This window comes from Azospirillum formosense (genome assembly GCF_040500525.1).
Classification (GTDB): Bacteria; Pseudomonadota; Alphaproteobacteria; order Azospirillales; family Azospirillaceae; genus Azospirillum; species Azospirillum formosense_A.
Map to the genome: position 1 here is coordinate 1,244,174 of NZ_CP159403.1, position 22,660 is coordinate 1,266,833.

20 protein-coding genes and 1 pseudogene are annotated in these 22,660 nt (G+C 65.6%); 9 read left to right on the top strand and 12 right to left on the bottom strand.

The genetic code is table 11. The annotated features are described in order from the left end of the window. The first annotated feature begins 149 nt into the window (after positions 1–149). Both frc and ABVN73_RS18820 read left to right on the top strand, forming a co-directional pair. Entirely contained in the window at positions 150–1,430 is a 1,281-nt protein-coding gene (frc, locus tag ABVN73_RS18815; RefSeq protein ID WP_353859785.1) for a formyl-CoA transferase, read from the top strand. Positions 1,431–1,563: 133 nt separating this feature from the next. Continuing rightward, complete coding sequence (locus ABVN73_RS18820; RefSeq protein ID WP_353859786.1) at positions 1,564–3,720, top strand: acetate--CoA ligase family protein; 2,157 nt, start codon at positions 1,564–1,566, stop codon at positions 3,718–3,720. A 1,664-nt stretch (positions 3,721–5,384) separates the two neighbouring features. Here the strand turns inward: ABVN73_RS18820 and ggt are convergent. After that, a complete protein-coding gene (ggt, locus tag ABVN73_RS18825; RefSeq protein WP_353860825.1) occupies positions 5,385–7,001 on the bottom strand; it encodes a gamma-glutamyltransferase in 1,617 nt (538 codons plus the stop codon). A gap of 255 nt (positions 7,002–7,256) precedes the next feature. On the opposite strand from ggt, the gene ABVN73_RS18830 reads away from it, so the two are divergent. Beyond that, complete coding sequence (locus ABVN73_RS18830; protein WP_353859787.1) at positions 7,257–8,027, top strand: FCD domain-containing protein; 771 nt, start codon at positions 7,257–7,259, stop codon at positions 8,025–8,027. A gap of 18 nt (positions 8,028–8,045) precedes the next feature. Here ABVN73_RS18830 and ABVN73_RS18835 read toward each other — a convergent pair. Next, positions 8,046–8,286 (bottom strand): annotated as a pseudogene (locus ABVN73_RS18835) (IS3 family transposase); the annotation flags it as partial. 254 nt (positions 8,287–8,540) lie between these two features. Between ABVN73_RS18835 and ABVN73_RS18840 the strand changes: the two are divergent. The 5 genes from ABVN73_RS18840 to ABVN73_RS18860 all read left to right on the top strand — a co-directional run bounded on the left by ABVN73_RS18840 (position 8,541) and on the right by ABVN73_RS18860 (position 11,739). After that, a complete protein-coding gene (locus ABVN73_RS18840) occupies positions 8,541–9,557 on the top strand; it encodes a calcium-binding protein (RefSeq protein ID WP_353859788.1) in 1,017 nt (338 codons plus the stop codon). Next, entirely contained in the window at positions 9,554–10,063 is a 510-nt protein-coding gene (locus ABVN73_RS18845; RefSeq protein WP_353859789.1) for a hypothetical protein, read from the top strand. The genes ABVN73_RS18840 and ABVN73_RS18845 overlap by 4 nt, the downstream gene beginning before the upstream one ends. A 144-nt stretch (positions 10,064–10,207) precedes the next feature. Further along, on the top strand, positions 10,208–10,396 hold the full coding sequence (locus ABVN73_RS18850; protein ID WP_353859790.1) for a hypothetical protein: 189 nt from the start codon (positions 10,208–10,210) through the stop codon (positions 10,394–10,396). Positions 10,397–10,717: 321 nt separating this feature from the next. Then, positions 10,718–11,224 carry a DUF6790 family protein gene (locus tag ABVN73_RS18855; RefSeq protein WP_353859791.1) on the top strand — a complete coding sequence of 169 codons (507 nt, stop codon included), beginning with the start codon at positions 10,718–10,720 and terminating at the stop codon, positions 11,222–11,224. Between the two features lie 308 nt (positions 11,225–11,532). Further along, complete coding sequence (locus ABVN73_RS18860; protein WP_353859792.1) at positions 11,533–11,739, top strand: hypothetical protein; 207 nt, start codon at positions 11,533–11,535, stop codon at positions 11,737–11,739. A gap of 351 nt (positions 11,740–12,090) precedes the next feature. Here ABVN73_RS18860 and ABVN73_RS18865 read toward each other — a convergent pair whose 3' ends face one another. The 3 genes from ABVN73_RS18865 to ABVN73_RS18875 all read right to left on the bottom strand — a co-directional run bounded on the left by ABVN73_RS18865 (position 12,091) and on the right by ABVN73_RS18875 (position 14,074). Continuing rightward, on the bottom strand, positions 12,091–12,507 hold the full coding sequence (locus tag ABVN73_RS18865; RefSeq protein WP_353859793.1) for a hypothetical protein: 417 nt from the start codon (positions 12,505–12,507) through the stop codon (positions 12,091–12,093). Between the two features lie 181 nt (positions 12,508–12,688). After that, complete coding sequence (locus ABVN73_RS18870) at positions 12,689–13,777, bottom strand: IS5 family transposase (protein WP_353859794.1); 1,089 nt, start codon at positions 13,775–13,777, stop codon at positions 12,689–12,691. 33 nt (positions 13,778–13,810) lie between these two features. Then, positions 13,811–14,074, bottom strand: coding sequence for a hypothetical protein (locus tag ABVN73_RS18875; RefSeq protein WP_353859795.1), 264 nt, complete (start codon positions 14,072–14,074; stop codon positions 13,811–13,813). Positions 14,075–14,423: 349 nt separating this feature from the next. On the opposite strand from ABVN73_RS18875, the gene ABVN73_RS18880 reads away from it, so the two are divergent. Further along, positions 14,424–14,696 carry a ribbon-helix-helix domain-containing protein gene (locus ABVN73_RS18880; protein WP_353859796.1) on the top strand — a complete coding sequence of 91 codons (273 nt, stop codon included), beginning with the start codon at positions 14,424–14,426 and terminating at the stop codon, positions 14,694–14,696. A gap of 119 nt (positions 14,697–14,815) precedes the next feature. Here ABVN73_RS18880 and ABVN73_RS18885 read toward each other — a convergent pair whose 3' ends face one another. From ABVN73_RS18885 to ABVN73_RS18915, 7 genes are all read right to left on the bottom strand, one after another. Next, entirely contained in the window at positions 14,816–15,601 is a 786-nt protein-coding gene (locus ABVN73_RS18885; RefSeq protein WP_353859797.1) for a 3-hydroxybutyrate dehydrogenase, read from the bottom strand. 68 nt (positions 15,602–15,669) lie between these two features. Then, on the bottom strand, positions 15,670–17,649 hold the full coding sequence (locus ABVN73_RS18890; protein ID WP_353859798.1) for an acetoacetate--CoA ligase: 1,980 nt from the start codon (positions 17,647–17,649) through the stop codon (positions 15,670–15,672). A gap of 47 nt (positions 17,650–17,696) precedes the next feature. Beyond that, positions 17,697–18,683, bottom strand: a complete 987-nt coding sequence (locus tag ABVN73_RS18895) for a branched-chain amino acid ABC transporter permease (RefSeq protein WP_059399142.1) — start codon at positions 18,681–18,683, stop codon at positions 17,697–17,699. Positions 18,684–18,686: 3 nt separating this feature from the next. Then, positions 18,687–19,574: a branched-chain amino acid ABC transporter permease gene (locus tag ABVN73_RS18900; protein WP_014197554.1), complete on the bottom strand. Its 888-nt coding sequence runs from the start codon at positions 19,572–19,574 to the stop codon at positions 18,687–18,689. A 128-nt stretch (positions 19,575–19,702) separates the two neighbouring features. Beyond that, a complete protein-coding gene (locus tag ABVN73_RS18905; RefSeq protein ID WP_353859799.1) occupies positions 19,703–20,905 on the bottom strand; it encodes an ABC transporter substrate-binding protein in 1,203 nt (400 codons plus the stop codon). A gap of 60 nt (positions 20,906–20,965) precedes the next feature. Then, positions 20,966–21,688: an ABC transporter ATP-binding protein gene (locus ABVN73_RS18910; RefSeq protein ID WP_353857368.1), complete on the bottom strand. Its 723-nt coding sequence runs from the start codon at positions 21,686–21,688 to the stop codon at positions 20,966–20,968. Then, positions 21,681–22,445 carry an ABC transporter ATP-binding protein gene (locus tag ABVN73_RS18915; RefSeq protein WP_353859800.1) on the bottom strand — a complete coding sequence of 255 codons (765 nt, stop codon included), beginning with the start codon at positions 22,443–22,445 and terminating at the stop codon, positions 21,681–21,683. The genes ABVN73_RS18910 and ABVN73_RS18915 overlap by 8 nt, the downstream gene beginning before the upstream one ends. Between the last annotated feature and the right edge of the window lie 215 nt (positions 22,446–22,660).

Genomic DNA, 22,660 nt, shown 5'->3' on the forward strand with positions numbered 1-22,660 from the left:
TATTGGAAATAAAGGGCTGGCTTCGATAGTTCCTCGGAGGCCCGCGGGGATCGACGGCCCGTACCCTCCACTCCTGCTCGCTTCAATGACGAACGGTCTGGTAACGCCGCCGGGCTCCGTACGCCTGCGGCTCAACAGGGAGAGACTGCATGGGCAAGGCACTTGACGGCGTGCGGGTTCTGGACTTTACCCATGTTCAGTCGGGTCCGACCTGCACGCAGCTTCTGGCGTGGTTCGGCGCCGACGTGATCAAGGTCGAGCGTCCGGGCGAGGGCGACATCACGCGCGGCCAGCTGCGCGACGTGCCCGAGGCCGACAGCCTCTACTTCACCATGCTGAACCACAACAAGCGGTCCATCACGCTGGACACCAAGAACCCGGACGGCAAGCGCGTCCTGGAGGATCTGGTGCGCATCTGCGACGTGATGGTCGAGAACTTCGCCCCCGGCGTGCTCGAGCGCATGGGCCTGACCTGGGAGCGCATCCAGGAGCTGAACCCGCGCATCATCGTCGCCTCGGTCAAGGGCTTCGGCCCCGGCCCCTACGAGGACTGCAAGGTCTACGAGAACGTCGCGCAGTGCGCCGGCGGTTCGGCCTCGACGACCGGCTTCGACGACGGCCCGCCGATGGTCACCGGCGCCCAGATCGGCGACAGCGGCACCGGCCTGCATCTGGCGCTGGGCATCGTGACGGCGCTCTACCAGCGCACCCAGACCGGGCGCGGCCAGAAGGTGCTGGCGGCCATGCAGGACGCCGTGCTCAACCTCTGCCGCGTCAAGCTGCGCGACCAGCAGCGGCTGGAGCGCGGCCCGCTGAAAGAGTACCCGCAGTACCCCAATGGCGCGTTCGGCGACACCGTGCCGCGCGCCGGCAACGCCTCGGGCGGCGGCCAGCCGGGCTGGATCCTCAAGTGCAAGGGCTGGGAGAGCGATCCCAACGCCTACATCTACTTCATCACCCAGGCGCCGGTCTGGGCGAAGATCTGCGACGTCATCGGCAAGCCGGAGTGGGTCACCGATCCGGACTACGCGACGCCCGCCGCGCGCCTGCCGCGCCTGAAGGACATCTTCGCGACCGTCGAAGAATGGACCATGACCAAGACGAAGTTCGAGGTCATGGAGATCCTGAACAAGTACGACATCCCCTGCGGCCCCATCCTGTCGATGAAGGAGCTGGCGGAGGACCAGTCGCTGCGCGAGACCGGCACCATCGTCGAGGTCGATCACCCGACGCGCGGCAAGTACCTGACCGTCGGCAACCCGATCAAGCTGTCGGACAGCCCGACCGAGGTCACCCGCTCCCCGCTGCTGGGCGAGCACACCGACGAGATCCTGCGCGAGGTGCTCGGCTTCGACGAGCGCCGCATCGCCGAGGTCCGCGACAGCGGCGCGCTGGGTGCCGCCCGCCCGGTGCCGCCCGCAGGCCGCTGACCGCCGACCGGGACACACGCAGCGGCCCGTCAGCGCATCACCGGGGACGCGTTGCGCGAGGCTGCCGCCCCCGGAATCCATCCAAGCTCACCTCCAAGACGTGAGCCGACGAGTTTGCAAAGGAGGAAAGGCCATGACCGCAGTCATCGATCCGCTCCACACCGAGCGTCCAACGGATGTCGTCCGCCGCCTTCTCGCCACCGCCAAGGCCGAGGGGCGCAACGCGCTGACCGCGCCGGAAGCCAAGCAACTCTGCGATGTGTACGGCATTCCAGTGCCGAAGGAAGGCTTGGCGGCGAGCGCCGATGAAGCCGTCTGCCTCGCCGAAGGCATGGGCTTCCCGGTGGTCATGAAAATCGTGTCGCCGCAGATCCTGCACAAGACGGAAGCCGGCGGCGTCCTGGTCGGTCTCCGGGACGCCGACGCCGTCCGCCAAGGCTTCAGGACCATCATGGAGAACGCCCGCTCCCACGCCCCCGGGGCGGAACTGATCGGGGTCCAGGTCCAGCAGATGCTGCAGGGCGGAGTGGAGGTCATCGTCGGTTCCATCACGGACCCGAGTTTCGGCAAGCTGGTGGCCTTCGGTCTTGGAGGCGTGCTGGTGGAGGTGCTGAAGGACATCACCTTCCGCCTCGCCCCGGTCACCCGCGAGGACGCCCTGTCGATGCTCGACGGCATCCAGGCCGCGGAGATGCTGAAGGGCGTGCGCGGCGGCAAGGCGGTCGATCGCGAGGCGCTCGCCGACGTGATCGTCAACGTCTCGCGCCTGGTCGACGAGGTGCCGGAGATCGTCGAACTCGACCTCAATCCGGTTTTCGCGCGCGAGAAGGGAGCCACCGCCGCCGATGTGCGCGTGGTCCTGGATTTCACGGCCAGGGCACCGCGCTATCGACCGTCGCAGGAGCAGATCGTCCGGCAGATGAACCGGATCATGAAGCCCGAGGCGGTGGCCGTCATCGGCGCCTCGGCCGAGGACGGCAAGATCGGCAACTCGGTGATGAAGAACCTCATCAACGGCGGTTACAAGGGCCGGATCTATCCGATCCATCCCAAGGCCGACGACATCCTGGGCTACAGGGCCTACAAGAGCGTCAAGGACGTGCCGGGCGACATCGACGTGGCGGTGTTCGCCATTCCGGCCAAGTTCGTCGCGCAGGCCTTGGGCGAGGTCGGCGAGAAGAAGATCCCCGGCGCCGTGCTGATCCCCTCGGGCTTCGCCGAGACCGGCAACGTCGAAGGGCAGGAGGAGATCGTCGCCATCGCGCGCAAGCACGACGTGCGTCTGATGGGGCCGAACATCTACGGTTTCTACTACACGCCGAAGAACCTGTGCGCCACCTTCTGCACGCCGTACGACGTGAAGGGCAAGGCGGCGCTGTCGTCCCAGTCCGGCGGCATCGGCATGGCGATCATCGGCTTCAGCCGCTCCGCCAAGATGGGTGTGTCGGCGATCGTCGGGCTCGGCAACAAATCGGACATCGACGAGGACGACCTGCTGTATTTCTTCGAGCAGGACGACAACACCCAGGTCGTCGCCATGCACTGCGAGGACCTGAAGGACGGCCGTTCCTTTGCGGAGGCCGCCAAGCAGGTCTCGAAGAAGAAGCCGGTGGTCGTGCTGAAGGCCGGGCGCACCTTGCTTGGCGCGCGGGCAGCCAGCTCCCACACGGGCGCGCTCGCCGGCAACGACAAGGTTTACGAAGACGTTCTGCGGCAGTCGGGCGTGGTTCGGGCGCGCAGTCTGCAGGACCTGCTGCAGTTCGCCCGCGGAATCCCGGTGTTGCCGACGCCGAAGGGCGAGAACGTCGTCATCATCACCGGTGCCGGCGGATCGGGTGTGCTGCTGTCGGACGCCTGCGTGGACAACGGCTTGTCGCTGATGGCGATGCCGCCGGACCTTGACGCCGCCTTCCGCAAGTTCATCCCGCCTTTCGGCGCCGCCGGCAATCCGGTGGACATCACCGGTGGCGAACCGCCGTCGACCTACAAGAACACCATCCGGTTGGGTCTGGAGGATGACCGCATCCACGCGTTGATCCTGGGCTACTGGCACACGATCATCACGCCGCCGATGGTGTTCGCCAACCTCGTCATCGAAGTGAAGGAGGAGATGAAGGCGAAGGGCATCGAGAAGCCCATCGTTGCTTCGCTGGCCGGCGATGTGCAGGTGGAGGAGGCGGCGAGCCACCTGTACGACCATGGCGTCGTGGCTTACCCTTACACGACCGAGACGCCGGTCGCCGTGCTGGGCGCCAAGTACAAATGGGCTCGGGCGGCCGGGCTGGTTTGATACCGGTAAATACCGAAATGGGCTACGGGTCGAGTTCCGGCCTGGCCGAGCGGTTGTCTTCACAGCTTCGATGCGAAAAGGGGGAGCCGCCCAGAGCAGACCCGGGCACCAGCTGACGGCCAGCGGGCATTTTGCCGGGATCGATCGTTGGACCGGAACGGCGCAGGGCTGCGGCAGGCCAAAGGTGAATCACGCGGCTTTGCGATGGTTGAGGAACCCGGCCGCAAGGGCGCTCTCACCATCGCCAAGCCGAGGTGCAAGGGCGGGTTCCACCCGGCGCCGCATGCCGATCGATGCCCAGGCGGTGTGTGATCTTGCCGGCTTGGTGCCAGTTGCGCGCAGCCCTAGGTTTCCCAGAGGGCGGTATCGTTGAGTGACGTCAGCATCAGCGATAATGGAGCCACCATTGTTCGACGCGCTGCGGAGAGTATCATTGGAGAGTAAGGAGCCGACCGGCGTTGGCGCATAAATCGCCGGAAGCTGGCGATGGTGCGGTCTTGGCGGGGATAGAGGCGCCCCGCTGAAGCCGAGACCCGTATGCCGTACAAGGCCAACGAGAGCGGCCGCCACGAGATCCCGCGCGTCCGTTACCGGGTCGAGAACTGGTCGGCCTATGATGCGGGCGGTCCGATGCTTGAATCAAGAGGTGTGGAACGGGGTGACCAACACTGCGCCACACGCCCCGCCCGCTCCATTCCGGAAGGAGCGTTTGAGGCCTGGAGGGTGACCATGGTGATCAACATGGCGTCCGATCCCTGTCTCCCTGCCTTCTGTTGAAGACACTGTTTCCGATCAGGTTCTTTGAAGCGGCGGCGGGAGTTGGTGATGAACCAAGCAAGGCATGAGGTTCCTCGCGGCGGCGGGCCTCACTTTCCAATTTTGTGCAATAGCTTCCGGTGCACACCATGGGCACGCTGACGAACCCGCTTTCGGTTCCTCCAGACCTATTGTGTGATGTCGTTCAAATTGGATCGAGGCCCATGGCTGCGCGTCGGAAGGCAACCGCCTCCCCGGCCGCAGCGGACGAACTGCGCACTGCCGGCGAGCGCACAGATCTCGCTGGCCAATTCGCCGAATCCCGCCCGATTCACCCGCCCGGCCGACCGCCTCAACCGCAAACCGCACCTTCGCCCACCGGACCGCGATCTATCGAATATCCTCTGACCAGACATCCGTCGAGGCGACACCCAGCGCCAGAAGGGCACAGCGCTCGTCCCCGCCCGGCTGGGCGAGCTGCGTTCTGATCATCATCCAGGGCAGGAGTTCCAGGCCGGGCGGGTAAGCGGCGGAGCCGGTTGGCAAAGGTCTGGGCGAATTTGCATCGCCGGCGCCGCACCGTTTGGTCGGACACATAGACACCGCGCTCGGCCAGAAGCAGCTCAACGTCTCCGAAGATGAGCGGAAATGTGTGGTGGAGCCAAACCGCATGCGCGATCAGGTCGGCCGGCGAGCGATGGTGGTGGTGCGGATCCGGATCACCGCGCATTCCACCACCCTGCCAAGTGCCCCTCACGCTTGCCGGAATCCTGACTGCGGCATCCTGAAGGCGGCCGCTGGTCGTGGAGGCGCCAAGCCATGGACGACCCAGCCGTGGACTCATCCACGGCTGGGTCCGCCAAAGCGACCGGTCGTCCAGATCGACAACGACCGGTGCCGCCCCGGCATCAATAGCCGGCAGCCATGCCGTCGCCACGCGGGTCGGTGGCGCCGTACAACACGCCGGTGACCGGGTCGATGAGGATCGCCCCGGCGTGTCCCATCGCGTCCGTATAGTTCTCGATGACATTCACGGGATGGCCGCGCCGTTTCAGATCGTCGACGACGGCGGTGGGGATCCGGCCCTCCAGCTTCAGGTCGTTGGACCATGCACCCCAGGTCCGACCATGTAGCCAGCGCGGCGCGTTGATCGCGTCCTGCGGCGTCATGCCGAAGTCGACGACGCGGGTGACGATGGCCGCCTGGGTCTGCGGTTGCCCCTCTCCTCCCATCGTTCCGTACACCAGGAACGGCTTGCCGTCCTTCATCAGCATCGCCGGATTCAGCGTGTGGAACGTGCGCTTGCGCGGCTCCAGCCGGTTGATGTGATTGGGATCGAGCGCGAAGAAGCTGCCCCGGTTCTGCAGCAAGATGCCGGTTCCCTTCGGCACGATGGCGGAGCCGAAGTCATGGTAGACGCTCTGGATCATCGATACGGCGTTACCGTCCTGGTCCACCACGCCGAACCAAACGGTGTCACCCTTCGGGTCCAGCGGCTTCACGTTGGTGGCTGCCTTGTCCATGGCGATTCGCGCAGCCTGATCCTTGCCGTGCTGGACGGACAGCAGTTCATCAACGGGAATCTTCACGAATTCCGGGTCCGACAGGTACCGGTCACGGTCGGCGAAGGCCTGCTTGGTCGCCTCCACAATCAGATGATAGTGGTCTGCCGATCCCTCTCCCAGCGCCTTCATGTCGTAATTGTTCAGTATGTTGAGGATGGCGAGCGACGCCATGCCCTGCGTGTTGGGCGGCAGGTTGTGGGCTGTAAAGCCCCGGTAGCGCACCTGGATGGGCTGCACCCAATCGGCCTTGTGGTCGGCAAAATCCTTCAGCGTCAGGATGCCACCGTTCGCCCGAAGGTCGGCGACGATCTTCTCCGCGATCGGGCCGCGGTAGAACACGTCGGCGCCACCCTCGGCGATCATCGTAAGGCTGTTGGCCAGGTCCGGTTGCTTCAGCACCTCGCCGGTGGTGAAGGGCTGCCCATCGGCCCGCAGGAAAACGCGCCGGAACTCGTCGAAGCGCTGGAGATTGTGGAACTCCTTGTCCTTGGTGTCGGTGTCCACCTTCGACCAATAGGCAAGGCTGGGCGTGACGGCGAAACCGTCACGGGCGTAATGGATGGCCGGCTCCAGCAGCCTTTTCCACGGCAGGCTGCGGCCCATGGTTTCCTTGGCGTAGCGGTGGGCTTCGTCCCAGCCCGAGATGGCGCCCGGCACCGTGTTGACCGCCAGATAGCCGCGGGCCGGGATCTTTTCCAACCCTTTGCCCGTGTAGAAGGCGATGTCGGCCTGCTCGCCAGCGCGTCCGCTGGCGTTCAGAGCTTTCAACTCGCCCGTCTTTGCGTTGTGGATGAGCCAGAAGTTGTCGCCGCCGATGCTGTTCATCTGCGGATAGACAACGGCGAGCGTCGCCGCCACGGTGATCGCCGCGTCCACCGCGTTGCCGCCGTTGCGCAGCACGTCGAGCCCCGCCTGTGTGGCAAGGTAATTCGAGCTGGTCACCATCCCCTGCGTGGCCATGGGATTGATGCAGCGCGATGGCGTGTCGCAGTATCGGCCGGTGGTGTCCAGGGCCAAGGCTGGTGCCCCGCCGGCGGAAAGTGTGATGCCCGCAACCAGCAGGCTCGCCATTATTGATTTTGTTTCGGCCATCTTGTCCTCCCTTTCGGAACGCCGGGGCGAGTGCCGCCCCGCAGGAAAAAGGGTGGACTCGCTGATAATTGGTTTGCAAAATGGTTTGGTGAAGGCGCTTGCGTTGCGGACGGGAGCGGGACCATGGGCGTGCGATCTCACCGGGCTGCCGACTTGGAGCGGCTTCGGCGGTTTCTTCGGGAGCACGACTGCATGCCGCAGGACCGGTTGCCTCCCGAGCGCTCCCTCGCCCCGCTTCTCGGGATGGGCCGGACGACCCTGCGGGCCTGCCTGGAGGTGCTGGAGGCCGAAGGCCTCGTCTGGCGCCATGTCGGCCAAGGCACCTTTTATGGGCCGCGTCCCGTTCACGAACCGGTGCGGATGTCCCTGCTGGTGACGATGACCTCGGCTTGGGACCTCATGAACGCCCGCCTGACCATTGAGCCTGGGATCGCCGCGGCGGCGGCTCTGCGGGCGACGCCTGCCCAGATCGACGCCCTGCGGGCCTGCATTGAGGAGGGACGCAACGCCCCCGACCTTTTTGCCTGCGAGCGGGCGGACAACCGGTTTCACACCACGCTGGCGCGAACGACCGGGAATCCGGTCCTCATCAGCTTCCTGGAATTCGTGTCGGGTGCCCGAAGCCGCGCGCCATGGCAGCGGGAATGGGGCCAGACCTATCGCCATATCGGCCAGGATGAATTTCAGGGGGAGCACAGCGACCAGCACAAAGCCATCGTGGACGCGGTGGAACGCCACGATGCGGAGCGGGCGCGGGACGCAATGAGCGACCATCTGGCGACCATACAAACCGCCATGCAGTCCGCATCCAGCGAAGGGCTTGGAAGCCGCCGAACGAGAGGAGGCCGCCAACACCTTGGGGCCCCCAAGGCCAGAAGCGCCCCGGTGACGTGATCAGGGGGACATCGCGCGCAGCTTCTCCACCCCGCCCCGATGTCTGTGGTCGGCGGCTCCCCCCTTGCCGGAGAACACCCCGGCCATTTCCCTCGACGGCCTGCTTCCTCCAGGCGTTGGTCGGCGTCTGTTGCACGCCATGCTTGGCAACGCGCCGTGACATCGCCAGTTCGCCCCGGATCGCCTCCAGCGCCACCTTCGCCTTGAACTCCGCCGACGTCTTGAACTCCGCCGACTGCCGTGTCCGTTTCCCCGCCATCGGGTGCGTCCTGCCTGATGAGCGAACCAGGCTTATTCAACGCCCCGGAAAACGGTGACCAGTTCACCTCTCATTCCCCCTCGCCTCGTCAGGGAGAGCACAGGGCCGGATTCCCTTGGCGTAGACCGTTGCTCGGCCACCAACCAGTTCGGGCGTCACCCCACGGCATTAGAACCAAAGATTATGTTCGCCAGCGCGAACGCCAAGCGCCGGTTATCAATGCCAGGGTTTCCGGATCAGGAAGGAGGAGCGCTATGGCCAAAATTCTCGGAACACCCGGAAACGACACCCGCTACGGCACTGACGGCGCCGATACCATCGAATTGTATGCCGGGAACGATACCGGCTATGGGCGGGCCGGCAATGACCGCATCCTGGCGGGCGACGGCAACGACCGTATTTTCGCAGATTGGGGCACCGGTTGGGGCAACGACACCGTCTACGGAGGCAAGGGCAACGACACGCTGTCCGGTGGTGACGGCAACGATCAGGTCTACGGCGAGCATGGCGCCGATCGGCTCTATGGAGACGGTGGCTCCGACACTCTTTATGGCGGGAGCGAAGCCGACAGCCTATGGGGTGGTGACGGCAACGATCGCATCTTTTCCGATTGGGGGCCCGGCTGGGGCAACGACCGCGCCTATGGCGGCAACGGCAACGACACCATTTCGGGCGGCGATGGGAACGACGAACTGCACGGTGAAGCGGGCAACGACCGGCTGTACGGCGACAACGGCGACGACACGTTGAACGGCGGCAGCGGCGACGACATGCTGCATGGTGGAGACGGTTACAACGAGTTGGCGGGCGGCGACGGGGTCGACACGTTGTACGGCGGCGATGTCGGCGGCACGCGCTTTCTCGGTGGTTCCGGGGCCGACTTCCTGCATGGAGGCGCCTCCGACGATCAGTTCTCCATCGATTCCAAGAATGGTGTTGACCAAATGTGGGGCGGCGGCGGGCAAGACCTGTTCGGCGTCGATTACGCGTATGCCTACTCAATCGCTGAAGACGGCGTCGCCGACCAGCTGTCGGCAACCATCAAGGATTTCCAGATGGGCGTTGACTATGTTTTCAAGAACGAGTGGCTGCTGAAGGGCGTAAACCCTGCCGATGGCGGCTCAAGCGTCGAGTTTGTGTTCACCCACTTCGAGAACACCACCCGCTTCAAGCTTGAGGGCCTCGCCTATAGCGATGCGCAGAACTTTGCCATATCGAAGAGCCAGGACGGCGTTACGGCAAACTGGAACGATGCGTTCACCACGTTATGACGGCGATCCGCATTTTCATTCACTGCGCACCGTTGTTGGACGGCGCCACCAGGAACACGTCCGCCGCCCCGGCCCAATCCATGAAGGGCCGAGGCGGCACGATCACTGAAGGGCGAGGCGCGACCTTGGTGATGAGCGGCGCTTCAGTCCGCCTGTTGGTCGATCCCCAATGCGCCTGCCGGCACCGGCCGCCCGGTCGGCAGAGACGCTGCAAATCAGTTGAGAACGGCGCGAAACCACTGCCCGTCATTGGTGTTGGTGAGGCAGAGGCTGATCCAGGCCCGGCATCGGTCTCTCAGATCGACGGAGCACCTGTATGGCTTCCATCCGTCAACAAGTTGCCTGACAGAGGCTGGAACGTCATGGTCGATCAGAAGACACCCCCCACGCGGACCGCCACGCAGGCCCGCCAAGGCAGCGTTGAGCATGTCGGTCGGTATGTGCTCGGGATCGGGCTGCCGCTCGCGATCATCGCGATGATCGCTGTCTACATGCTCGTCTTCTAAGCCGAGCGCTTGCTCACCATCATTCCCATAGTATCCCGGAGGAAACCTGTGAGCATTCAGTGCCGCTGCCTTCTCGTCCGAGAAGGAGACGCGCCTATCTGGAGCGAGAAAGCGTTCCGCTTGCCACCGAGCAGGGGCGACAACGTGCAGTTCGAGGAAAACGGGACACCATTTACCTTCCAGGTCACCGAAATCCTGCACACGCTGTCTCTGGACGGCGTGGATTTTGCGCTGATCCTCACCGAGGTGCCTGGGTCACGGGGCAAGCCCTTCAGGGTTCTGTTCGAAGATCAAACCCGCGCCACCGGCACGTCGTCCAGTTCGGTCGTGTAGCGGGGAGACCGTAAAGGGCCGTTTTCCGGATTTCACGGCGGTGCGCGCCCATCGTTCGGCGAGCGGCGGCACCTTCGCGGCTCCAACGGAGTGCGCCGGGGCATGGCGTTCACGGTTGATATCCTTGATGGATTATGGGGTGGAGTGATCAGGGCAACACCCTGCAAACGTCAGCTTGTGCGCTCGATGCGGTTGCGCACCCCGCCATAACAGATACAGGTGCGAAGGCCACGCCCACATCGGGGTATTTCCGATAGCCTCTTGGAACGAGCGGGACAAACGTCTCAACGTCTGCTTGTCGTCTCTTCCGTGGAGGACGAAATGGACGTCGGCAATTCGATACGAGTCGTTCTGACGCACATTCCTTTGATCACCTTCCTGCTGGCGATCATCATTCCGACCCTCAGCCGGTCCGAACGGACCCCGGAAGGCTACTTGTCCTGGCTGCTGCTGCTTGCCGTCGGCGTCGACGCTCTCTGGGCAGGGCTGTTCCATGTGTTCGCTCCGGAGCGCGCCGCAGCCTTCATCGGATGGACAACGAGCCCGTTTCAGTTCGAAATCGGGATCGCTGACATCGCGCTGGGAGTGATGGGAGTGCTCGCCTTCCGGAAATCGCTCGACTTCAAGGCGGCGGTCGTGACCTACGCATCGCTGTTCTACATCGGGGTGGCCTACGGCCACTTTCATCAGATTTGGGTCGCAGGAAACTATGCGCCCGGCAACGCCGGCATTCTTCTGGTCCTTACCTGCATCCGGCCGTTCCTGCTGATCCTGCTCCTCATCGCGGCTCAACGGAAGGTAGCCCCGGCGCTGGTTCTTGGGAGGTAGGGAGCGGTTGGTGGCGTGCCTGGGCGTCACCCTTTCGTGGCCCGCGGTCGCGCAACGCCCCGTTGACCAATCCGGCCGGCCTCGCCGGTGCCGAGCGCGGCCTTGGTGACTTCCGGCAACAGCACCGGGGGGGAGGGCGGCGTTGATGAGGCCCGCTCCACGCGAGGCATTACCGGCTAGTCATGATTCATTGAGCCTTATGACGCGCAGCCAAAGTGACGCGATGATGGAAGCGTTTTCTTGCTATGGCCGCGTTATCGCAACACGATGACGCTCAACCGAAACTCTGCATCGTATAGGACGTCACAGTGATTGAAAGACTCAAGGAACGTCGCGACGTGTTGCAATTGGAACTGGAACTCAGCACCCGGCGTCTTGCGGAGTTGGAGCAGAGTATGCGGACGCTCAAAGATACGATGGCCCGCATCGCCGGCGCCATTCAAGTGATCGACGAACTCATCGCCGAGACTGAGGCGCACCCCGAGAACCCTCCCGAAGAGAATAAAGACAAATAAGCGCTGCTGAGCACGGTCCGGATCGCGGGTCGCCTCAATCCGGCTCATCCGCCGGGGTGTACGGCAAACCCTCCGTGTGGCCGACAGGCGCGTGGGGGTTGTCGGCGGAGACCTCGGTTCGGCCCGAGCGGCTGACCTAGCGAGTGTCCACGGCACTCTGGTCCATGGCGTTGCAGCCGGGGACCCGATGCTCATTCCGGCTCTGGTCGCCGCGCTGCCGGCGGACCAGCTTCGGGCTGATTCTGGTTATGAGGGTTCCAGACCATGGAGAAGCCCGCCGCGGAGGTCCGGGCGGGCTGGATTCACGGCGCCGGGCAGCGGTGCTGGATTGGTGCCAGGGGCGTCCTCACGTCACGAGCAGGACGCGTCGAACGTCTTTGCAATCTCCAGCGCCGTGGAAGTCGCAGCCACCCCCTTCGCTCCCTTGCACGAAAGCAAAGCCTCAACGTAATCACGAAACCCCGGCTCAGCCTTGCCGGCGATTCCATGCCTCATGAAGTGACGCTGGTATTGGTAGATGCTCGTCCACAACGCGGCGATAACACCCTGCGGATCGACGACGACGGTCAACGGAAGGTCGGAGGCGGATTTCGGCGCCGGAAGGTCGCGGGGCGACGGGTCGCGGCTGTCAAGCGCGACGATGTAGTCCGTGCGCAGCCCCTTTCGCCGCTGGTAGTCCAGGTCGCGTTGGAACGCGCCCTCCAGGTCGGTCTCGCCAGGACGCGGGGAAACGAGCATTACGACAGGCACATCGGGGTGGGCCTTCATGAAGCTCTCCACCGAAGGCCGCTCTGCGATGCACGGCAGGCACCATTCGAACACCTCGATAAACCGCCCCTAAGCGCGTGTTGATGCCGACGAGGGGGCACGCGGCTGAAAAGGCGGCGTTTTTTGGGGACTGAACTCTCGGTTTTGGCTGAAAAGGCGGAAATATGCGGCGGTTTTGGCGCTATACGGGCGCAGTTCGCCCCTCAAGCCAGATCAGGCGTCGGAAATTGTAGGCGAGGTTGGCGAAGCCGATCTTAACCGTCGCGCGCCCCAGGCCGATGGTGCGGATGAACAGCCCCATGCGCGCCTTCTGGTCGGCGAACACATGCTCGACGGCCGAGCGCACTGCCGAGCGGGCGCGGTTGGCACGCTGGTGGGGCTCCGGCATCGGCCGGCCCTTCGGCTTGCGGAAATGCACCATGCTGCGGCGCCCCGCCGCCGTGATGGCCGCTTCGTTGGCCTTCGAGCGGTAGGCACTGTCCGCCCATACCCGGCTGTCGAAAGCGTCCGGGTTGAGCAGGCCCGGCAACTGCGCGCCGTCGTGCCGCGCCGCGTCGGTCACGATGAAGCGCCGGATCAGACGGAACCGGCGGTCGATGGTGATGTGCGACTTGTAGCCGAACGCCGGGATCAGAAGTCCCTCCACCATGCGCGCCTCGGACCCGTCGAGCGTCGGTCCCGGCTTCGCCTTGACCCGCCCCCGCTTCACCGTCCAGCGCGCCTGTGTGTCCTTCTGGCGCGCCTTGGCCGTCGGCCAGGGCGGGTCTTCCCCGTCACGGATCTGGCGCTTTTCCTCCCGGGTCAGCCGCTGCCGGGGCGCCTCCACGATGGACGCGTCGATGATCTGGCCGCCCAGCGCGAAGTAGCCACGCTCCTTCAGAGCCGCGTCGAAGCGGGCGAACAGCCCCTCCATCGCTCCCGCCGTCACCAGCGCCTCGCGGAACAGCCAGATCGTCGTGCGATCCGGAACCCGGTCGCCCAACCCCAGGCCGAGGAACCGCATGAATGACAGCCGGTCGCGCACCTGATACTCGGCCTGTTCGTCCGACAACCCATACAGCGCCTGCAGCACCAGGATCTTGAACATCATCACCGCGTCCAGTGGCGGCCGGCCGCCCCGGGAGCGATCCTTGCGTTCCAGGGCCGCGTCAAGCGTCGGGCGAAACACTTCGAAGTCCACCACCGACAACAGCCGTTCCAGTGGATCCCCGCTCTTGCTCAACTCCGCGTAGCGGTCCTGAAGATCGAACAGCCCAGCTTGACCGGCCATGTCCCGTCCTCCGTCGCCCTCAAGCCAAGGGAATCACCAGAACGCTGGCAACGCTACGGTTTTTCGAGGCGTCCATTCGGCTCCCCGCTTGAAAAGAAACCACTTGCCGCGAAATTCCGTCGTTGAGCGACGCACACCGTCTTCGCCGTGGAATACGTAGATCGGCAGTGTATCCCCCACAGCGAAGCCGTAGGCCGGCTCCGCCGCCGCCGGCGCCGTCATGGCCACAACTGAAAGCAGTGAAAAAACTCCGAAAAAGGCGTTACGCAACGCGGTTGAGGTTGGAAGCGTTCTCATTCTCATCTCATGCGAAATAGGCTCAACTTTCTAGCACGCCCCGTACCGCTGAGCACCATCGCCTGTCGAGCCACCGGCCTGCCGGGAGTCGGGGGTTGGGTGTCGTCGGCCATGCGGGCGCCGGGGCATGACACCGCGGACCTCAAGAAAGCGGCCGCGGCGCGGTCGGAGAAGCGCCCGCCGCGCTTCACCGGGGCCCAACCTCGGACGGAGGGGCAGCGCATCGTGTCCCATACGCCCCTCAAGCGTCGACCTGCGCATTTCATGTGAAGTTCATCACATGTTTTTCCGCCCGAACTCCGCGACGGTTCACACATAAGAGTGCAACGTGTCACGCAGCGGGCATGCCATGTTATCGAAGAAGCTCAGGAACGTCTATGTCGCCGGAAAGCGCACCAGCATGCGGCTGGAGGCCGCCTTCTGGGACGGCTTGGAAGAGATCGCGCAGAAGGAAGGCCTGACCTTGGGCGAGCTGTGCAACCGTCTCGCCGAGCGGGTGGACGCCGTGGACGCGAGCAACCTGTCCAGCGCCGTACGGGTCTATGTGCTGGACTATTTCAGGGCGGCCACGCCGAAACGGGAAGAGAGCGCCTACACCCCGCTGGCGGTCGCGGCGGAGTAGCGCCGGGGTGCGTCATCCGGCGTCCGCCTGACGCCACCAGGGGCGCAGGGAGGCGGACCGGAGAAGGGGCGGCACCCCCGCTCCTTCCAGACCGCCGCCTTGCGATCCGCCACGCGCTTCTATTGCGCGGTCCAGCCACCGTCCATCAGCAGGCTGGCGCCGGTCATCTGCGCCGCTGAATCGGAACACAGGAAGACCGCCAGCCCCCCAAGCTCGTCCGGCGTCACGAAGGCGCCGGACGGCTGCTTGGCGCCGAGCAGTTCCGCCTTCGCCTGCGGCTCCGGGATGTTCTTGGTCGAGGCGATGGCGTCGATCTGCTTCTGCACCAGCGGGGTCAGCACCCAGCCCGGACAGATGGCGTTGCAGGTGATGCCCGTCCCCGCCGTTTCCAGCGCCACCGTCTTGGTCAGCCCGACCACGCCGTGCTTGGCCGCGACGTAGGCCGCCTTGTTGACCGACGCGACATGGCCGTGCACGGAGGCGATGTTCAGGATGCGCCCCCAGCCGCGCCGCTTCATGCCCGGCAAGGCGTGGTGGGTACCGTGGAAGACGGCGGACAGGTTGAGCGCGATCACCGCGTCCCAGCGGTCGGCCGGGAACTCCTCCACCGGGGCGACGTGCTGGATGCCGGCGTTGTTCACCAGCACGTCGACGGAGCCGAAGCTTTCCTCCGCGTGGCGGATCAGCGCGGCGATCTCCGCCGGCTTGGACAGGTCGGCGCCGTGGTAGCCGACGCGCACGCCGAACTCCGCCGCCAGTCCGGCGCGCAGCTCCTCGATGGCGGCGGCGTCGCCGAAACCGTTCAGCATCACGTCCGCCCCGGCTCCAGCCAGCGCCCGCGCGATGCCCAAGCCGATCCCGCTGGTCGAGCCGGTGACCACCGCGACCTTCTGAGTCAAGGTCATGGCTTATCCTCTGTTGTCTTGTTGGTTCGGGTGCCCTCCCCCCGCCCGGGGAGAGGGCCGGATGGCGGTCAGCCTTCCAGTTCCGGGCGCTCGCGGAACTCGTCGAGCGCCATCGGGTTGGCCAGCGCCTCGGTGTTCTTGATGGGGCGGCCGTGCACCGCGTCGCGCACCGCCAGTTCGGTGATCTTGCCGGAGCGCGTGCGCGGGATGTCCTTGACCGCCACGATGCGCGCCGGCACGTGCCGCGGCGAGCAGTTCTCCTTGATGCGCTTGCGGATGGTGTCCTCCAGCGCCTTGTCGAGGGTCAGCCCCTCGCGCAGCACCACGAACAGGATGACGCGCACGTCGCCGTCCCACTCCTGGCCGATGCACACCGCCTCCAGGATCTCCGGAAGCTGCTCGACCTGCCGGTAGATCTCCGCCGTGCCGATGCGCACCCCGCCGGGGTTCAGCACCGCGTCCGAACGCCCGTAGATCACCCAGCCGCCATGCACCGTGCGCTCGATGAAGTCCCCGTGCGTCCACACGTTGGGGAAGCGCTCGAAATAGGCCGCCCGGTACTTCGCCCCGTCCGGGTCGGCCCAGAAGCCCACCGGCATACAGGGGAAGGGCCGCGTGCAGACCAACTCGCCCTTCTCGCCGCTGACCGCGTGGCCGGCGTCGTCGAAGGCCGCCACCGCCATGCCGAGCCCCGCCGTCTGCAGCTCGCCCGCCCACACCGGGGCCGTCGGGTTGCCCAGGACGAAGCAGGACACGATGTCCGTGCCGCCGCTGATCGAGGCCAGATGGATGTCCGTCTTGATCGCCCGGTAGACGTACGCGAAGTTCTCCGGCATCAGCGGCGAGCCGGTCGAGGCCAGCGCCCGCAGCGTGTCGAGCCGGTGCGTGCGCATCGGCTCCAGCCCCGACTTCTCGGCCTGCTGGATGAACTTGGCCGAGGTGCCGAACAGCGTCATGCCCTCGGCGTCGGCGTAGTCGAACAGGATGTTGCCGTCCGGCGCGAAGGGCGAGCCGTCGTAGAGCAGCAGCGTCGCCCCGGCGGCCAGCCCGGAGACCAGCCAGTTCCACATCATCCAGCCGCAGGTGGTGTAGTAGAACACCCGGTCGCCCGGCTTCACGTCGCTGTGCAGCCGGTGCTCCTTGACGTGCTGGAGCAGCGTACCGCCGGTGCCGTGGACGATGCACTTGGGCTTGCCGGTGGTGCCCGACGAATAGAGGATGAACAGCGGATGGTTGAAGGGCACCCGCTCGAAGCTCGGCTCCGCCGCCGCGAAGGGGGCGGTGAAGTCGCCCCAGGTGACGCCGCCGCGGATGGCCGAGACGTCCGGCGTCTCGTTGACGTAGGGAATGATGACCGCGGCCTTGACGGTGGGCAGCTCGGTCAGCACCTGGGCGATCTTGGCGCGGACGTCGTGGCTCTTGCCGTTGTACCAGTAGCCGTCGGGGGCGAAGAGAACGGTCGGCTCGATCTGGCCGAAGCGGTCGGTGATGCCCTGGGCGCCGAAATCGGGCGAGCAGGAGGACCAGATGGCCCCCAGGCTGGCCGTGGCGAGCATGGCCGCCAGAGTCTCAGGCATGTTGGGGACGACGGCGGCGACACGGTCGCCTTTGCCGACACCGGCGGCCTTGAGCGCCTGCTGGAGGCGGGAGACCTCGGCCTTCAGCTCGGCGCCCGACCAGCGCCGCTTGACCTTGTCCTCGGCCCAGAAGACGACGGCCTCGCCTTCCGGCGCGTTGGCGAGCATGTTCTCGGCGTAGTTCAGGCTGGCCTCGGGGAACCAGCGGGCGCCGGGCATCTTGTCGCCATCGACCAGGGCCACGCCGCCGAGGTCGCCCTTCAGCCCGGCCCACTCCCACAGGAAGCGCCAGAAATCCTCCTTGCCGGCGACCGACCAGTCGTAGAGCGCGTCGTAATCGTCCAGCCGCAGCCCGAAGCGGGCGTTCGCGGCCTGCCGGAAGGCCGTCAGATTGGAGGCGGCCACGCGCGCCTCCGACGGCGTCCACAGCGGCTGATCAGAAAGCGATTGACCAGGGGGCGGTTGATCCATCTTGCGGTTCCTGATTTTGGCTTTTTATGCCGTTCGGTTCTTGACGTTCAGCGGCGGCCGAAGCGGGCCTGGAGTTCGCCCACGATACCACGGCGGAAGACCAGCACGCAGACCACGAAGATGGCGCCGATGACCACCGGAACGGGCATGCTGGTGGCGGCCAGATAGCTTTCCAGCGTGACGACGATGGCCGCCCCCACCACCGGGCCGAGCAGCGTGCCCATGCCGCCGAGCAGCGTCATCAGCACCACCTCGCCGGACATCTGCCACGTCACGTCGGTCAGCGAGGCGAGCTGGAAGACCAGCGCCTTGGTCCCGCCGGCCAGCCCGGCGAGGCTCGCCGACAGCACGAAGGCCAGCAGCTTGTAGCGCTCCGTCCGGTAGCCGAGCGACACGGCGCGCGGCTCGTTCTCGCGGATCGCCTTCAGCACCTGGCCGAAGGGCGAATGCACCGCGCGCCAGACCACCGCGAAGCCGACCAGGAACACCGCCAGCACGAAGTAGTACATGGACAGCGAGTTGTTGAGGTCGATCACCCCGAACAGATGCCCGCGCGGCACCGCCTGGATGCCGTCCTCGCCGCCGGTGAACTTGAGCTGCAGCGCCATGAAGAAGACCATCTGCGACAGCGCCAGCGTGATCATGGCGAAGTAGATGCCCTGGCGGCGGATCGCCAGCGCGCCGAAGGCGAGGCCGAGCAGCGCGGAGAAGCCCATGCCGAGCAGGATGCTGACCTCCGGCCCCAGCCCCCAGACCTTGGCGGAATGGGCGGTGATGTAGGCGGCCCCGCCGAAGAAGGCGGCGTGGCCGAAGCTCAGCAGCCCGGCGAAACCGATCAGCAGGTTGAAGGCGCAGGCGAACAGCGCGAAGCACAGCACCTTCATCACGAAGACGGGGTACAGCACGTAGGGCGCGGCCAGAGCGATCAGCAGCCCGATGCCGAGGATGATGGCGTTGCGGGTGCTGTCCTGCCCCGGACGGCGCAGCGCGATGGTCGTCGTCTGGGTGTCGGTCGTCTTGATTTGGGCGGCCATGGCTCAGCGCTCCCGTCCGAAGAGGCCCGCGGGCTTGATGAGAAGGACGATCGCCATCACGACGAACACCACGATGTTGGAGGCTTCGGGGTAGAAGACCTTGGTCAGGCCCTCCAGCAGCCCCAGCCCCAGGCCGGTGACGATGGCGCCGAGGATGGAGCCCATGCCGCCGATCACCACCACGGCGAAGACGACGATGATCAGGTTGGAGCCCATCAGCGGCGACACCTGGTAGATCGGCGCCGCGAGCACGCCGGCCAGCCCGGCCAGAGCGACACCGAAGCCGTAGGTGGCGGTGATCATCACCGGCACGTTGATGCCGAAGGCCTGGACCAGCACCGGATTCTCGGTGGCGGCGCGCAGGTAGGCGCCGAGCCGCGTCCGCTCGATGGCGAACCACGTCCCGAAGCAGACGATCAGGGAGGCGACGACGACCCAGCCGCGGTAGTTGGGCAGGAACATGAAGCCCAGGTTCTGGCCGCCCTTGAGCGCGTCCGGGATCGGATAAGGCTGGCCCGACACGCCGTAGAAGTGGCGGAAGGCGCCTTCCATGATCAGGGCGAGGCCGAAGGTCAGCAGCAGCCCGTAGAGATGGTCGAGCTTGTAGAGGCGCGACAGCATGGTTTTTTCGAGCACCACGCCCAGCAATCCGACGATCAGCGGCGACAGGCCCAGCGCCCACCAGTAGCCGAGGCCGAGCTTCGTCAGCAGCAGCCACGCCACGAAGGCGCCGATCATGTAGAGCGCGCCGTGGGCGAAGTTGATGACGTTCAGCATGCCGAAGATGACCGCCAGCCCAAGGCTGAGCAGCGCGTAGAAGGACCCGTTGATGAGGCCGAGCAGAAGCTGGCCGAACAGGACCTGGGGCGGCACCCCCAGCAAGTCGAACATGACCGTCCCTCCCTGTGTATCGGACTTGTGTTTTTTTGATTGGGTGCATTGGGGTGGGCCCCCACCCAAACCCTCCCCCTGCAAAGCGGGGGGATGCCGGGAGGGGGCCCGTCTAGAAACTCAGACCCTTACTTCACCAGCGGGCAACCGCTCTTGGCCGGATCGAGGAACGCCTGCTCGGCCGGGATCGTCTTCACGATCTTGTAGTAGTCCCAGGGGGCCTTGGACTCGGCCGGGGTCTTCACCTGGGCCAGGTACATGTCGTGGAACATGCGGCCGTTCGCGGCGATCTTGCCGTTCTTGGTGAACATGTCGGCGACCGGGGTCTCGCGCATCTTGGCGGCGACCTTGTCCGGATCGTCGGAACCGACGGCCTCGACCGCCTTCAGATAGTGGCGGACGGCGGAATAGACGCCGGCCTGGACCATGGTCGGCTTGCGGCCGGCCTTGGCCTCGAACTTCTTCGTCCACTCGCGGGTCTGGTCGTCCATGTCCCAGTAGAAGCCGGTGGTCAGCAGCAGGCCCTGCGCGGCCGGGAGGCCAAGCGCGTTCACGTCGCTGATGAACAGCAGTAGGCCGGCGAGGCTCTGGCCCGACTGGGTGATGCCGAACTCCGACGCCTGCTTGACGGCGTTGGTGGCGTCGCCGCCCGCGTTGGCGAGGCCGATCACGTCGGCCTTGGAGGCCTGGGCCTGCAGCAGGTAGGACGAGAAGTCGGCGTTGCCCAGCGGATGACGGACGTTGCCGGCGACCTTGCCGTCGAGCTGCTTGACCATCTTGGAGGTCTCATCCTCCAGCGAGTGGCCGAAGGCGTAGTCCGCGGTGATGAAGTACCAGTTCTTCTTGCCCTGCTCGACCAGCGCGCGGGCCGTGCCGGCGGCCATGGCGTAGTTGTCGTAGGTCCACTGGAAGCCGTAGGGGCTGCAGGACTTGCCGCTGAGGTCGGTCGAACCCGGGCCGGACATCAGGAAGATGCGCTTCTTGTCCTTGGTGATGCCCTGGACGGCCAGCGCGGCGGCGGAGTTCGGCACGTCGGCGATGACGTCCACGTTGCCGGCGTCGATCCACTCGCGCGCCGTGTTGGCGGCGATGTCGGCCTTGTTCTGGTGGTCGGCGACGACGATCTCGATCGGCGCGCCGGCGATCTTGCCGCCGAACTCCTCGGCCGCCAGACGGGCGGCGATGGCCGAGCCTTCGCCGGCGAGGTCGGCGTAGATGCCGGACCGGTCGTTCATCACGCCGATCTTGATCACGTTGTTGGAGACCTGGGCGTGCGCGGCCCCGGCGGTCAGCGCCAGCAGTGCGGTCCCGCAAAGCAACGGCTTGAGCATTTCGAACTCCCTTCGATTGGTTTTGTTTTGCGTGTGTTCAGCAGAGGGGGTTTTGACTGGTCAGACACCCAGATAGGTGTGGAGCTTGTCCATGTTCTGAGCGAGCTGGTCGTTGGGGATCATGTCCACGACATGGCCTTCCTCCATCACGTAATGGCGGTCGGCGATGGTCGCGGCGAAGCGGAAGTTCTGCTCCACCAGAACGATGGTGAAGCCGCGCTGCTTGAGCTTGCGCACCGCCACGCCGATCTGCTCGATGATGACGGGGGCCAGCCCCTCGGTCGGCTCGTCGAGCAGGATCAGGTCGGCGCCCGTGCGCAGGATGCGCGCGATGGCCAGCATCTGCTGCTCGCCGCCCGACAGGCGCGTGCCCTGCGTGGTGCCGCGCCCCTGCAGGTTGGGGAACAGCTCGTAGATCTGCGGCACGGTCATGCCGCCCGACTTCACCACCGGCGGCAGCATCAGGTTCTCGTCCACGCTGAGCGAGGAGAAGATGCCGCGCTCCTCCGGCACGTAGCCGATGCCGAGGCGGGGGATCCTGTGCTGCGCCATGCCGATCAGCTCCTTGCCCTGGAAGCGGATCGAGCCGTTGCGCTTGCCGACGATGCCCATGATCGAGCGCATGGTCGTCGTCTTGCCGGCGCCGTTGCGGCCCAGCAGCGTCACCACCTCGCCCTGGCGCACGTCGATGTCGACGCCGTGCAGCACGTGGCTTTCGCCGTAGAAGGCCTGGAGGTCGCGGATCTCCAGCATGGTGGTCTTCACGGTCGCACCGTCAGGCATGGCCCACCTCACCCGTTCCCATGTAGGCCTCCATGACCTGCGGGTTGCGCGATACGACGTCGTACGAGCCCTCGGCCAGAATCTCGCCGCGGCGGAGCACGGTGATGGTGTCCGACAGGTGGGCGACGACCGACAGGTTGTGCTCGACCATCAGGATGGTGCGGTCGGCGGAGACGCGCTTGATCAGGGCGGCGGTGCCCTCGATGTCCTCGTGGCCCATGCCGGCCAGCGGCTCGTCGAGCAGCATCACCTCCGGGTCGAGGGCCAGCGTGGTGGCGATCTCCAGCGCGCGCTTGCGGCCGTAGGGCAGCTCCGCGGCGGTGTGGCCGATCCAGGGGGTGAGGTTCACCGCTTCGATCAGCTCCTCGGCGCGGGCGTGCAGGTCGTAAAGGCTGGCTTCGGGCTTCCAGAAATGAAAGCTGGTGCCGCGCGGGCGCTGCAGCGCGACGCGGACGTTCTCCAGCACGCTGAGGTGCGGGAAGACGGCGGAGATCTGGAAGGAGCGCACCATGCCGAGCAGCGCCACGTCGGCGGGCTTCATGGCGGTGATGTCGCGCCCCTTGTAGAGGATCTGGCCGCGCGTCGGCGTCAGGAACTTGGTCAGCAGGTTGAAGACCGTGCTCTTGCCGGCGCCGTTGGGGCCGATCAGCGCGTGGATGGTGCCGCGGCGGACCTGGAGGTTCACCTCCTTCACCGCGATGAAGCCCTTGAACTCCTTCGAGAGTCCGCGCGCTTCCAGAATGATGTCGTCGGCCATGGGTGCCGCTTTTCCCTCCCTGTTCGTCCGCGTCGTCTGCCGGTCCGCGTTTTTGGTTGCCCTGATATAAGCACAGAACATGCCAACTGCGAAGCGTTCGAACAAGCTGTTGAAACCGCTCACTTCCTGCCATGAGGCCGAGGGCTGCGCAGGCCGTCCGGGGTGTCAGCTTTCCAGACAGACTGTACCGATCTTCCGACACACCAACGGCGGGG

Bases quoted from the DNA above. Each gene is read 5' to 3' on its own strand.
- ABVN73_RS18910 (WP_353857368.1), bottom strand. From the start codon at position 21,688: ATGCCTGACGGTGCGACCGTGAAGACCACCATGCTGGAGATCCGCGAC.
- frc (WP_353859785.1), top strand. From the start codon at position 150: ATGGGCAAGGCACTTGACGGCGTGCGGGTTCTGGACTTTACCCATGTT.
- ggt (WP_353860825.1), bottom strand. From the start codon at position 7,001: ATGGCCACGCAGGGGATGGTGACCAGCTCGAATTACCTTGCCACACAG.
- ABVN73_RS18880 (WP_353859796.1), top strand. From the start codon at position 14,424: ATGTTATCGAAGAAGCTCAGGAACGTCTATGTCGCCGGAAAGCGCACC.
- ABVN73_RS18830 (WP_353859787.1), top strand. From the start codon at position 7,257: ATGGGCGTGCGATCTCACCGGGCTGCCGACTTGGAGCGGCTTCGGCGG.
- ABVN73_RS18840 (WP_353859788.1), top strand. From the start codon at position 8,541: ATGGCCAAAATTCTCGGAACACCCGGAAACGACACCCGCTACGGCACT.
- ABVN73_RS18915 (WP_353859800.1), bottom strand. From the start codon at position 22,445: ATGGCCGACGACATCATTCTGGAAGCGCGCGGACTCTCGAAGGAGTTC.
- ABVN73_RS18875 (WP_353859795.1), bottom strand. From the start codon at position 14,074: ATGAGAACGCTTCCAACCTCAACCGCGTTGCGTAACGCCTTTTTCGGA.
- ABVN73_RS18900 (WP_014197554.1), bottom strand. From the start codon at position 19,574: ATGTTCGACTTGCTGGGGGTGCCGCCCCAGGTCCTGTTCGGCCAGCTT.
- ABVN73_RS18865 (WP_353859793.1), bottom strand. From the start codon at position 12,507: ATGAAGGCCCACCCCGATGTGCCTGTCGTAATGCTCGTTTCCCCGCGT.
- ABVN73_RS18885 (WP_353859797.1), bottom strand. From the start codon at position 15,601: ATGACCTTGACTCAGAAGGTCGCGGTGGTCACCGGCTCGACCAGCGGG.
- ABVN73_RS18855 (WP_353859791.1), top strand. From the start codon at position 10,718: ATGGACGTCGGCAATTCGATACGAGTCGTTCTGACGCACATTCCTTTG.
- ABVN73_RS18905 (WP_353859799.1), bottom strand. From the start codon at position 20,905: ATGCTCAAGCCGTTGCTTTGCGGGACCGCACTGCTGGCGCTGACCGCC.
- ABVN73_RS18820 (WP_353859786.1), top strand. From the start codon at position 1,564: ATGACCGCAGTCATCGATCCGCTCCACACCGAGCGTCCAACGGATGTC.
- ABVN73_RS18890 (WP_353859798.1), bottom strand. From the start codon at position 17,649: ATGGATCAACCGCCCCCTGGTCAATCGCTTTCTGATCAGCCGCTGTGG.
- ABVN73_RS18870 (WP_353859794.1), bottom strand. From the start codon at position 13,777: ATGGCCGGTCAAGCTGGGCTGTTCGATCTTCAGGACCGCTACGCGGAG.
- ABVN73_RS18845 (WP_353859789.1), top strand. From the start codon at position 9,554: ATGACGGCGATCCGCATTTTCATTCACTGCGCACCGTTGTTGGACGGC.
- ABVN73_RS18895 (WP_059399142.1), bottom strand. From the start codon at position 18,683: ATGGCCGCCCAAATCAAGACGACCGACACCCAGACGACGACCATCGCG.